11 protein-coding genes are annotated in these 11909 nt (G+C 36.6%); all 11 read left to right on the top strand.

Annotated features, from left to right (window positions below; all coding sequences use genetic code 11):
* Positions 1-255, top strand: a 255-nt coding sequence (locus J7E16_RS10805) for a hypothetical protein (RefSeq protein WP_214891638.1), incomplete at its 5' end; no start/stop codon positions are given.
* 308 nt (positions 256-563) lie between these two features.
* Positions 564-1610, top strand: coding sequence for a PTS sugar transporter subunit IIC (locus J7E16_RS10800; protein ID WP_214891636.1), 1047 nt, complete (start codon positions 564-566; stop codon positions 1608-1610).
* Positions 1611-1648: 38 nt separating this feature from the next.
* On the top strand, positions 1649-2575 hold the full coding sequence (locus J7E16_RS10795; RefSeq protein WP_214891634.1) for a 2-dehydropantoate 2-reductase: 927 nt from the start codon (positions 1649-1651) through the stop codon (positions 2573-2575).
* A 218-nt stretch (positions 2576-2793) separates the two neighbouring features.
* Positions 2794-3660 carry a YtnP family quorum-quenching lactonase gene (locus tag J7E16_RS10790; protein WP_214891632.1) on the top strand — a complete coding sequence of 289 codons (867 nt, stop codon included), beginning with the start codon at positions 2794-2796 and terminating at the stop codon, positions 3658-3660.
* 222 nt (positions 3661-3882) lie between these two features.
* On the top strand, positions 3883-5103 hold the full coding sequence (gene fadE / locus J7E16_RS10785; RefSeq protein ID WP_214891629.1) for an acyl-CoA dehydrogenase FadE: 1221 nt from the start codon (positions 3883-3885) through the stop codon (positions 5101-5103).
* A gap of 173 nt (positions 5104-5276) precedes the next feature.
* Positions 5277-6179: a LysR family transcriptional regulator gene (locus J7E16_RS10780; protein ID WP_214891627.1), complete on the top strand. Its 903-nt coding sequence runs from the start codon at positions 5277-5279 to the stop codon at positions 6177-6179.
* 251 nt (positions 6180-6430) lie between these two features.
* Positions 6431-7609 (top strand): acetyl-CoA C-acetyltransferase, encoded by a 1179-nt coding sequence (locus J7E16_RS10775; protein ID WP_214891625.1) that lies wholly within the window; start codon positions 6431-6433, stop codon positions 7607-7609.
* Between the two features lie 52 nt (positions 7610-7661).
* A complete protein-coding gene (locus J7E16_RS10770; protein WP_214891623.1) occupies positions 7662-8795 on the top strand; it encodes an acyl-CoA dehydrogenase family protein in 1134 nt (377 codons plus the stop codon).
* Between the two features lie 32 nt (positions 8796-8827).
* The gene (locus J7E16_RS10765; RefSeq protein WP_214891621.1) at positions 8828-9682 is read left to right on the top strand and encodes a 3-hydroxybutyryl-CoA dehydrogenase; all 855 of its coding nucleotides are present in this window, start codon (positions 8828-8830) and stop codon (positions 9680-9682) included.
* A 15-nt stretch (positions 9683-9697) separates the two neighbouring features.
* The gene (locus tag J7E16_RS10760) at positions 9698-10483 is read left to right on the top strand and encodes an enoyl-CoA hydratase-related protein (RefSeq protein ID WP_214891619.1); all 786 of its coding nucleotides are present in this window, start codon (positions 9698-9700) and stop codon (positions 10481-10483) included.
* 32 nt (positions 10484-10515) lie between these two features.
* Entirely contained in the window at positions 10516-11853 is a 1338-nt protein-coding gene (locus J7E16_RS10755) for an acetyl-CoA hydrolase/transferase family protein (protein WP_214891617.1), read from the top strand.
* Positions 11854-11909: the final 56 nt, after the last annotated feature.

Below are 11909 nucleotides of genomic sequence, written 5' to 3'. Positions count from 1 at the left end.
CCATTTTTTCTTTCATTATACTGCTTGTCCTATTCGATGAATAGCAAAAAAGCCAGATATTTCTATCTGACTTTTTCAGCAGCCTCTTACAAAAAGGTGTGTTTTTTTATCCTTTTTAAGGAAAATAATAAAATTCTAAACGTGTATAAAGTAAGAAAACAAGTGTTTGTTTATGCAAAAAAAACAAAAAATTTTAAAATCAAAATTACTGATTCAAAAAAATTTGCAGTGTTGTTAAATGATGAACAAGATTGAAAAGATAAATTTTGAAAATAGAATTAGTTTTAAATTTTATTTTTTGGATCTGAATAATAAATATATATTATTAATTTTAATGGGTGGAATGTTGACGTGCAATGAATTTATGTATATATACAGTCGAAAATTGACGTTATTTTTAAGGGATACAAAATAAATAAGCTGAAAATGAGAAAACTGAAATTAAGGTTGTAATCAAATTTTTATTGTGATATCATCAATAAGTAGAAAAATTAGTGAATAATTGAACAAACATAAAAAAAGATTAATTATTCAACTAATTCTAAAAAGAAAGGTTGAGGTTAATGGAACAGAGAGTAAAATATACAGGTAAAGATTATTTGAATAAGGTTTTAGGAGGAACAGCATCCGGGATCGTTATTGGATTGATTGCAAATGCAATATTAGGTTCTATATTCAAAGCCCTTATCCCTTATGGTTCTATATTCGTTCTTTTAGCAACGGTTGCTAGTACCATGCAATTTATTACACCTGCCATTATCGGTGTGCTTGTAGCATTGCAATTTAAAATGAACGGAATGGAAAGCGTCATTATCGGCGCAGCAACTTTTTTAGGATCAGGAGCTTATAAAGTTACTGAAACTGGTATTCAACTAGTTGGGATCGGAGACTTGATAAATGTTATGCTTGTTTCCGCTATTGCTGTTTTCGTTACCCGTGCGATGCAAGGACGATTAGGTTCATTGACACTGATCCTTATGCCAATCATTGTGGGCGTTGGGGTAGGGACGATTGGTTTGCTTATGTTGCCATATGTCGGCATGATCACTGCTTTAGTAGGCCAGGTAATCAACAGTTTTACTACTCTTCAACCATTATTGATGGCTGTTTTAATCTCTGTGGCCTTCTCCGTTTTAATTATTTCACCAATATCAACAGTAGCGATAGGAATTGCGATAGGCGTATCCGGTTTAGGAGCTGGTGCTGCAGCAGTAGGAGTAACAGCTTGTACTGCGATTCTTGTGATTGGGTCTATCCGGATCAATAACGCAGGAACGACGCTGGCCATTTTGCTTGGCGCTATGAAAATGATGATTCCTAATTTGATTAAGTACCCTAAAATTATGATTCCTGTAATCCTCAACGCAATCGTTTCAGGCATAGGCGTCTATGTCCTTACGATTCAAGGTATTCCACAAACAGCTGGATTTGGGATCGTTGGATTAGTTGGACCTATTCAAGCGTTCAGCATGGGAACAAGTTTGTTAGGTGTTGTTATAGCTTACTTTGTGATTCCTTTCGGTGCTGGGTACATTATTGACATGGTGTGCGGCAAATTCTTGCATATTTATGAAGATGAAATCTTCAAATTTATACCCGTTTCAAAATAATCGACTAATTTATTTTAGATGAATGGAGGAATTTTAATATGAAAATAGCAATTGCAGGTTCAGGAGCTTTAGGATGCGGATTTGGTTACATGATGCAAAAAGGTGGAAATGACGTTACCCTAATAGATTTTTGGGAAGAACATATCAAAGCCATTAAAGAAAATGGTTTGTCAATCACCGTAAATGGAAAAGAAGACAATGTGATCATGCCAATCGGTAAGCCTGAAGAAATCAAAGACACATTCGACACGATCTTTATCTTTACTAAATCAATGGGCTTAAGACATATGTTGGAAAAAATCAAACATATGTTAACGGAAGAAACTAAAGTGGTTTGCCTATTAAATGGTTTGGGTCATGCTGATACTATTTCTGAATACATTCCTAAAAAGAATATCATTATGGGAACGACTGTTTGGACAGGTGGGCTAGATGCTCCTGGAAAAACACACTTTATGGGAGAAGGTCCCGTTGAAGTACAAAATAGTGATGAAAATGAAGAAGAAGGTACACGTCAAGTTGTGAAAATGATGGCAGATTGTGGATTAAATGGTATCTATAGTCAAAATGTTCATTATACAACTTGGAGAAAAGCCTGTGTTAACGGGACAATGAATGCACTTTGTTCTTTACTAGATTGCAATATCAAACAATTATTTGAAACTTCTCAAATCGACGAATTAAATCACGGGATCGTTAGTGAATTTTCTCGTATAGCAGAAACTGAAGGCGTAAAATTAGATGTTGAAGAAATCGTAAATTACTTGAAGGCAACAGCTGAAAAAGTTGGGGGACATTACCCTTCAATGCACCAAGATTTAAAAAACAAGCGCCCAACTGAAATCGACTTTTTAAATGGTGTGGTAGCAAAAGAATCAGAAGTTAAAGGTTTTGAAGCACCATATTGTAAACAAATCACGCAATTGATCCATGCGAAAGAAGATATTTTAGGAATCAAACGCTAAACTATTTTTAACCTTAAAAAAACAAATCTGAAGCTAATAACTTTGGATTTGTTTTTTTTGTTTATTTTTATTTGATTGTGTTTAGTAACAAATTTTAGCAGCTAAAAAAATGAAATAGCAGAATTGATTATCGTTTTACTTTGAATAAATAAAAAAAATGCTTATAATCAATTGCAAATGAGTGGAAACGCTTTTTTTAAAAAAAAAGGAGGATGGAGATGGATAGCTTACTATTTCACGACATGAACTTAACGTGGATGGATGGCGGGGTCACGTCGATGGATGGAGGTGCGATGTTTGGTGTTGTACCAAAAGCACTCTGGTCACGTAAATATCCGGTCAATGATAAAAATCAAATTGAATTGCCGACGGATGCAATACTCATTCAGTACCAAAATAAAAATTATTTGATTGATGCTGGAGTAGGGCAAGGGAAATTATCAGATAAACAAAAGCGTAATTATGGGGTAGCAGAAGAAACGAAAATGCAAGAAAGTTTAGCAGAATTAGGATTAAGTGTAGAAGATATTGATGCAGTTTTAATGACACATCTCCATTTTGACCACGCAGGTGGGCTGACACATTTTGAGAACAAGAAACTAGTTTCAACTTTTCCTAATGCCGATATTTACGTAAATAAGATTGAATGGGATGAAATGAGAAGTCCAAATATACGTTCCAAAAGTACCTACTGGAAAGAAAATTGGGAACCAATCCAAGATCAAGTCATTACTTATCAAGGTTCCCTTGAAGTAGTCCCGGGTATCGATATGATCCATACTGGGGGACATAGCGAGGGGCATGCGATTATAAAATTAACACAAGCAAATGAGACTTTGCTGCACATGGCTGATATTATGCCGACACATGCCCATCAAAATCCATTATGGGTTTTAGCTTATGATGACTACCCGATGACATCGGTATTTAGTAAAGAGAGATGGATGAAAGAGGCTTATGAAAATCAATATAAATTTATTTTTTATCATGATGCTTATTATCGGATGATCGAATGGGATGAAACGGGAAAAAATGTTGTCGCTTCATTAAGCAGAAGTAAACAAGCACAGATCGTGATTGAATAAATTAGAAACATTATTTGGATCAGTATTCCAAATAATGTTTTTTTTGATCAAGCTAATGGGTAGAAAAGCAATATCAATCAAGGATCATTGAGTGATGTTAAGCTTTACTTATAGCTTCTATAATTATAGATAAGTAGACGAAAAGCTTTAAATGGCTTAAATTAAGCTTTGTAAGCGGTTCATATATAAAATACTAATTAAAAAAATTAAGGGGCGATTAATATGATGAACACAATGACGAAGGAAAGACCAGTTGATTTAGCTACTTTTTACCCATCAGATCTATATGAGTATTCAAGTGCATTAACCGACGGAGAATTAATAGTTCTAAAAGAATTGCGTGAAGCATTAGAAACAGAATTACGACCACTATTAAGCGAGTATTGGGAAAAAGCCGAATTTCCATTTGAAGCATTCAAAAAGGTAGAAAAAGTCCGAATGATGGATAATCCATTATTGTTCGAAAACCGTGCGGATAAACGCAAACCGAGTGAATTGTACAATGTGTTTAGATATTTTGAGTTAGCTAAACTAGATGCTTCTATTGCAACGTTCTATACCGTTCATGGTGGGTTGTTCTATGCTACTATACTTGAAGGTGGGAGCGAAGAACAAATTGAACGATGGGCTGAAAAAACGGCTTCTTTTCAAATTCAAGGCTGTTTTGCTTTAACAGAACCAGAGCATGGATCAGATATTGCTGGGGGATTGGCAACAAGTGCACGTAAAGAAGGAGATACATGGATCATTAATGGTGAAAAACGTTGGATCGGTGGAGCTGGATCAGCAGATGAAATGACTGTTTTTGCTCGCGATGAAGCTGACGGAAACGTAAAAGCATTTGTGATCCCAGGTAAAGCTGAAGGGGTCCATGTTCAAAAAATCGAAGGAAAAATTTCGCTTCGTATGACCCAAAATGGGCATATCACTTTTACGGATGTAAAGGTTGGAGAAGATCGTCGATTGCAAAAAGTGAATTCATTTAGAGATGTATCGAGTATTTTACGTATCACTCGTGCGGATATTTCACATTTAGCAACAGGATTGACTGCAGGTGCTTTTGAAGCAGCTTTGCGCTACGTAAAAAATCGTCAACAATTTGGTAAAAATCTAGGATCCTTCCAATTGGTTCAAGAAAAATTGTCTATCATGCAAGCAAATGTGACTGCTAATTTAGCATTTTCTGTCCGTTTGGCTCAAATGCAAGAACAAGGAAATTACCGTGAAGTGAATTCTTCAATGGCAAAAATGCATAATGCCTTACGGATGAGAGAAACCGTTGCATTGGCTCGTGAAGTGGTAGGTGGAAATGGGATCACCTTGGAAACTGATGTTGCTCGATTCTTTGCAGATGCAGAGGCCATCTATTCTTACGAAGGAACACATGAAATCAATGCTTTAATTGTTGGAAGATATTTGACAGGCGTAGGTGCGTTTGTTTAAAAGATAAAAGACTAAGAAAATGGAATCAAGTATTCCATTTTCTTAGTCTTTTTTTTTTGCTCTCATTACACAATTAAAGAAAACCGTGTTATGCTAAACATATATATAAATGATGGAGCAGAAAAAAAGGTTTTATTTAGAAGTAAGGAAATATAAAAGGAGAATAGCAAAAATTGGATATTACACAATTAAATTATTTTATTAACATTGTTGAATGCGGTTGCAATTTATCGTTAGCTGCAAAGAAAATTCATATCTCTCAGTCTGCTTTGAGCCAGATGATCACTAACTTTGAAAAAGAAGAAGAATTAAATCTTTTTTATCGTAAAAATGGACGGCTTGAAGAACTAACGCCAAGTGGAACTATGCTGTATCGATATGCGTTAGATATGTTGAAATTGCATGGTGAGATGAAGGGTATGATCCGAAAAGAATCATCCAAACAAAAAGGGACTATTCGTATTGGTATGCCTTCCTTAATTTTACGCGTCTTATTTTCTAAATTCTTTTCTAAATTTATTGTTGAAAATCCTGAGATCAAGATTGAGATCGTAGAAGATGGCAGCCATGAACTCAGAAGGATGTTTCTGCAAAAAGACTTAGATTACGTCGTATTAATTGAACCAACTAATTTAGATCCAAAATCATTTGAAGAGCACGTTATTCAAATTGATGAGATGACAGCCTTCATGTCGCCTACCCATCCATTGGGTAAGAAGAATAAAATCAATTGGAAAGATATCAATGATTACCCAATCGCGACTTTCAATGAATCTTTTGTGACGAATGATTTAGTCAAAAGGGCATTCAAGGAAAACCAGTTAAATGCAGAAATTATTTTCACTTCTTCTTCATGGGATTTCTTAATTGAAACAACTCACCATAGTGATACGATTGCTATTTTACCTTCACCGATCCGTCGTTATTTAAGTAGCGATGAGTACGTTGAAAAATCATTTAAAAATCCTATTCCGTTTAATGTACTGTTGTGTCGTCCTATAAAGAATAATTATTCAGCTGTCGAAACAGCTTTACATGAATCCGTTTTAAGTTATTTCTATCAGCCGATGGAATAAATAAGCAAAAACAGTTAAACATTGTACAAACTTTTTTAGGGTAAGAAAAAGAAAGAGTCGACATTTTTGTCTGATTCTTTCTTTTTTTTGGCATTCTATGCACAATTTTTCACAAATCTATTAACGATACTTATGGAATCTGTAATTTATACTTGTTAGACCTTTAGGGTAAAGGCCTATATGATAATAATGTAAACGCTTAACGGAAAAGATAATATGAAAAAATAAATCACTACTTGGAGGAAATTTACATGACAGAAGCCGTAATTGTATCAGCATTGAGAACACCAGTAGGAACATTTGGAGGTGCTCTTAAAGATGTAACAGCAGTAGACTTAGGAGCAGCTGTGGTGAAAAAAGCTATTGAAAGTATCAACTTAGATCCAGCAATGATTGATGAACTGATTTTTGGGAACGTTTTAAGTGCTGGATTAGGGCAAAATGTTGCTCGACAAGTAGCCGTAAAAGCAGGTATTCCAAAACATGTACCTTCTTTTGCCATCAACAAAGTTTGTGGTTCAGGACTGAAAACGGTTGCGTTGGCAGCTCAATCGATCCTTTCAGGAGACAATGAGATTGTTATCGCTGGGGGAACAGAAAGTATGAGTCAAGCACCATATGTATTGCCGGATGCCCGTTGGGGGAAACGAATGGGAAATGGTCAAATGATCGATACGATGTTGACCGACGGATTAACAGATGCGTTCCACGATATTCATATGGGAGTAACAGCTGAAAACATTGTTGAAAAGTATCAATTTACGCGTGAGCAACAAGATGAATTAGCTGTTCGTAGTCAAAATAATGCTGAGAAAGCCGTAACATCTGGCCGCTTCAAGGAAGAAATCGTACCAATCGAAGTGCCACAACGCAGAGGAGATCCTAAAATAGTTGATACAGATGAGCATCCTCGGTTTGGCACTACAATAGAATCGATGGGCAAGTTGAAGCCAGCCTTTAAAAAAGATGGTTCAGTTACAGCCGGAAATGCTTCAGGGTTGAATGATGGCGCAGCTGTTCTGATCGTAATGAGTCGAGAAAAAGCAGATGAATTAGGATTGAAACCACTAGCTACCATCAAGTCATACGCAAGTGCAGGTGTAGATCCTAAAATCATGGGTTGTGGCCCAATTCCGGCTACTCAAAAAGCTTTGCAAAAAGCGGGTATGACAGTAGATGATTTAGATTTAATCGAAGCAAATGAAGCTTTTGCCGCGCAGGCCTTAAGTGTGATTAATGACTTAAAATTCAATACAGATATCGTAAATGTTAATGGTGGAGCAATTGCCTTAGGACATCCAGTTGGAGCCAGTGGTGCTCGTATATTGGTCACGTTACTTCACGAAATGGAAAAACGCGATGCAAAACGCGGTTTAGCAACTTTATGTATCGGTGGAGGCCAAGGAATGTCACTGATCGTCGAACGTTAAACCTAGATTGATCTAACCGCTGCCTACCAATACCAGAGAGGAATAAGAAAACATGACGAATGCAACAATGGATCAATTAATCAGCCAGGTTGCCGACTTTTCAAAGAAAGTTATTCAACCCGTCGCTGCTGAATATGATAAAACAGAAGCTTATCCTGAAGAACAACTGAAACAATTAAGCGATATGGATGTTTTGAGGATGCCATTTGATGGGTTGTATGGTGGCCTTGGAGGATCATTTAAAGATTTTTTGGATGTCATTCGAATTGTTTCAAGAGATTGTGCATCAACAGCTAGCATTTTGCTGACTCAATCTTCAATGGGAATTTGGCCAATATACCAATACGGTACAGAATACCAAAAACAAACGTATATGCCTAGTACGTTAAGTGGAGAATTACTTTGCGCATATGGTTTGAATGAGCTAGGTATGAATAATGATCTTGAAAATATGGAAACTCTTGCAGTTGAAAGAGAAGACTATTGGGAATTAAATGGAGCTAAAACTTTTGTTTCACACGCGGGAAAAGCCAATATCTATTTGGTAGGAAGTAAGACAATTGCTGAAGATGGAACAAAAGGATACGGCAATTTTATTTTGGATGCTGAAATGTGGGGGCTGACGATAGGGAGTGTTGAAGAAAAAATGGGGATGCGAGCTCTTCCGGTCGCTTCGCTTGAATTTGAAAATATTCGTATTCCAAAAGAGAATGTGTTAGGTGGTCAATGTAACGGGGCGGAACAATGCCAAGCTATTAACGATCGTATACGATTATCCATTGCTGCTCAAGCTGTCGGAATCGCTGAAGGTGCTTTTGATCGAGCGTTAAATTATGTTAGTCAAGATCGTAAATTTGGTCAAAGATTGATTGATTTACGCAATACGCAATTTAAACTAGCTGAAATGTATACTGAATTGCAAGCAACAGCCGCTTTATTAAACCAAATCGTCAGCAGTCATCATGCTGATTCGACGATGATCGCCATGGTTAAATTGAAAGCCGGTAATACTGCTGTAGAAGTAACAGAAATGGCTATCCAGGTGACTGGAGGCTATGGTTATATGCGGAACAATGATCTTGAGCGCTATGCCAGAGATGCTAAATTAACAACTATTTATGGCGGTTCTATAGAAAAACAACACGAAATAATTTCAAAAAATTGGGTAAATCAAACACAAGTTTAGCTTGCTTATTACTTGTTTAGAGGAGTGGGAAAATGGAAATCAAAAAAATTATGGTCATTGGATCAGGACAAATGGGCAGCGGTATTGCCCAAGTTATGGCGCAAGCCGGATATGGTGTCATCTTGAATGATATCAAAGAAGAATTTGTACAACGAGGGTTCGCTAAAATTGAGAAAGGGTTAACGCGTGATGTTGAAAAAGGCCGTAAAACAGAAGCTGAAAAAGAGAGTATTCTGGCTCATTTTACACTTTCAACAAATATTCAAGATGCAAAAGACGCTCAATTAGTTGTGGAAGCAGCAACAGAAAACAAAAAAATCAAGTTAGCTATTTTCAAAGAATTAGATGAAATCACTGATAAAGAAACAATTTTAGCCAGCAATACATCTTCGCTTTCAATCACAGAAATTGCTGCAGCAACGAATCGCCCTGAAAAAGTTATTGGACTACATTTTTTTAATCCTGTTCCAGTCATGAAATTGGTTGAGATCAATCGAGGAATGGCAACGAGTGATAAGACAACAACCATTGTTAAGGAACTCAGTGAAAAAATCGGAAAAAGCACGATCGATATCAAAGATTCTCCGGGATTTGCGGTTAATCGTATTTTGATTCCAATGATCAATGAAGCAATTTTCACTGTACAAGAAGGAGTAGCAACACCCGAAGAAGTAGATCAAGCTATGAAGCTTGGCGCAAATCATCCTATGGGACCAATCGCTTTGGCGGACTATATTGGACTAGATGTTTGCTTGGCAATCATGGAAGTTTTATATACAGGATTTAATGATTCAAAATACCGTCCTTGTCCACTGCTGAAAAAATATGTAGAAGCCGGTTGGTTAGGTAAAAAAACAGGTAAAGGATTTTATGATTATGCCTCATAAGGAGAGAATGCAGAAATGACAACATACAACACACTTACTTTAGAAAAAAACGAAGGAATCGGAATCTTAACCATTAATCGTCCAAAGATGTTGAATGCATTGAATCAAGAAGTGTTAGAAGAATTGTCTTTTGCACTTGATGAAGTGGAGACAGATTTCTCGATCCGCGTACTGATTGTGACAGGATCAGGTACTAAGGCGTTTGTAGCGGGTGCGGATATAAAAGAAATGAAAGAAAAAAATGCGATTGAAGGAAGAATTTTTTCTTCATTAGGAAATGCAGTCTTTTCAAAATTAGAACAATTGCGTCAACCTACTATTGCTGCAGTTAATGGATTTGCATTGGGCGGAGGATGCGAACTTGCTTTAGCATGTGACATTAGAATTGGAGCTGAGAATGCAAAATTTGGCCAGCCAGAAGTTGGATTAGGAATTGTTCCAGGATTTGGCGGAACACAACGTTTGCCGCGCCTTGTTGGAATAGGTAAAGCAAAAGAATTGATCTACACTGGAGCCAATGTTGCAGCTGAAGAAGCTTACCGGATTGGATTGTTGAATAAAGTTGTAGCGGTTGAAGCGTTATTAGAAGAAACAAAAACAGTGGCTAAAAAAATAATGAGAAATTCGCCTTTAGGTGTAGAAGGCAGCAAAAAAGCCATCAATCAAGGGATGCAAATGGGTTTACAGCAAGGATTGGTATTGGAATCAGAAATTTTTGGAGCATTATTTGCTACTGAGGATCAAAAAGAAGGCATGGCAGCTTTCGTTGAAAAACGTAAAGCTCAATTTGAAAACAAATAAAGACTAAACTAATCTGATTGGGGGATTTAGACATGATAAAATTATACGAAAAAATGTATGAAAAGAAAAAAACAACAGCACAAAAGGCGGTTCAATTGGTTGAGCCAAGGGAGGGTATCATTTTTCCAATTATGCCCGGTGAACCACCAGAACTTTTGAAAGCGCTACCTAGCAATGAGACGTTGAGTGGAAATACTTTGTATCGGATGCTGCCTAGTTTTCCGACAGTCGATATTTCGCCAACCAAGTTAAAACAAGTATCGATATTTTTATCTGGTATGGACCGAAAGGGCTTTAACCAAGGCAACATCGATTTACTACCAAATCACTTTTCTGATATACCTGCATTACTTAAAAGACGCACAAATCGTCCAGTGATCATGGCGACCGTATCACCAATGGATGAAGACGGAAACTTCTCATTAGGAACAAGTCCTTCTTACGTGGCATCATTGATTGAAGACGCTAAAACGATTATTCTTGAAGTGAATAAACACATGCCGCGAACATTTGGTGAAAAAAATACCATTCATATCAGTGAAGTGGCAGCGTTAGTTGAACACGACTTTGAATTACCGACTTTACCAAGTCCTACTTTGAGTGAGAAGGACTTAGCGATTGGTAAAATCATTGCAGAGACTGTTAAAGATGGGGATACTGTTCAGATTGGTTTTGGTTCGATGCCGAATGCAGTGATGGACTACTTGATGGATAAACGTAATTTAGGGGTCCATAGTGAGATGCTTCCAGATAAAATAGTAGAACTCTATGAAAAAGGGGTAGTTAATAATAAATATAAAACCACTTATCCTACAAAAACAGTTTCTACATTCGCAATTGGATCAAAACGATTGTATGAATTTATGGATAACAATAGAGATATATTGATGCTGCCATGTGATATGACGAATGATATTCGTGAGATTGCTAAAATTGATAATTTAAAAGCCATCAATTCGACAGTTGAAGTGGACTTTTTAGGTCAATGTAATTCGGAAACGGTGAGAGGTTTATATTATTCATCGACAGGCGGACAAGCTGATTTTACAAAAGGGGTCAGATTAGCTAAGAACGGTTGCGGAATAATCTGCTTATATTCAACAGCTAAAAACGATAGTATTTCTACGATTGTTCCTGAACTAGCTTTAGGTTCTGCTGTTTCAACTTCAAAAAATGATATTGATACCATTGTAACGGAGTATGGAAAAGCTGAATTGATTGGGAAAACGATACAAGAACGGGTAGAGGCTCTGATTGAAGTAGCGCATCCTAAGTTCCGTGAAGAATTACGACAAAAAGCAATTGAAAAGCATTTTATTACAGAAGAAGTCGAAAATCAAGAAGAAACCATGGTCACCATGGAAGGCTAAACTAAAAAGGACCTTCTTATTGTTCAATTTGAACAATAGGAAGGCTTTTTTTGTTT

It is taken from the genome of Carnobacterium sp. ISL-102, assembly GCF_018612935.1.
Taxonomy (GTDB): Bacteria; Bacillota; Bacilli; order Lactobacillales; family Carnobacteriaceae; genus Carnobacterium_B; species Carnobacterium_B alterfunditum.
The sequence above is the reverse complement of the archived record's forward strand: the minus strand, read 5'-3'. Positions and strand labels throughout refer to the sequence as shown.

Excerpts from the sequence above, each read along its gene's own strand:
- J7E16_RS10800 (WP_214891636.1), top strand. The coding sequence starts at position 564 with ATGGAACAGAGAGTAAAATATACAGGTAAAGATTATTTGAATAAGGTT.
- J7E16_RS10795 (WP_214891634.1), top strand. The coding sequence starts at position 1,649 with ATGAAAATAGCAATTGCAGGTTCAGGAGCTTTAGGATGCGGATTTGGT.
- J7E16_RS10790 (WP_214891632.1), top strand. The coding sequence starts at position 2,794 with ATGGATAGCTTACTATTTCACGACATGAACTTAACGTGGATGGATGGC.
- fadE (WP_214891629.1), top strand. The coding sequence starts at position 3,883 with ATGATGAACACAATGACGAAGGAAAGACCAGTTGATTTAGCTACTTTT.
- J7E16_RS10775 (WP_214891625.1), top strand. The coding sequence starts at position 6,431 with ATGACAGAAGCCGTAATTGTATCAGCATTGAGAACACCAGTAGGAACA.
- J7E16_RS10770 (WP_214891623.1), top strand. The coding sequence starts at position 7,662 with ATGACGAATGCAACAATGGATCAATTAATCAGCCAGGTTGCCGACTTT.
- J7E16_RS10765 (WP_214891621.1), top strand. The coding sequence starts at position 8,828 with ATGGAAATCAAAAAAATTATGGTCATTGGATCAGGACAAATGGGCAGC.
- J7E16_RS10760 (WP_214891619.1), top strand. The coding sequence starts at position 9,698 with ATGACAACATACAACACACTTACTTTAGAAAAAAACGAAGGAATCGGA.
- J7E16_RS10755 (WP_214891617.1), top strand. The coding sequence starts at position 10,516 with ATGATAAAATTATACGAAAAAATGTATGAAAAGAAAAAAACAACAGCA.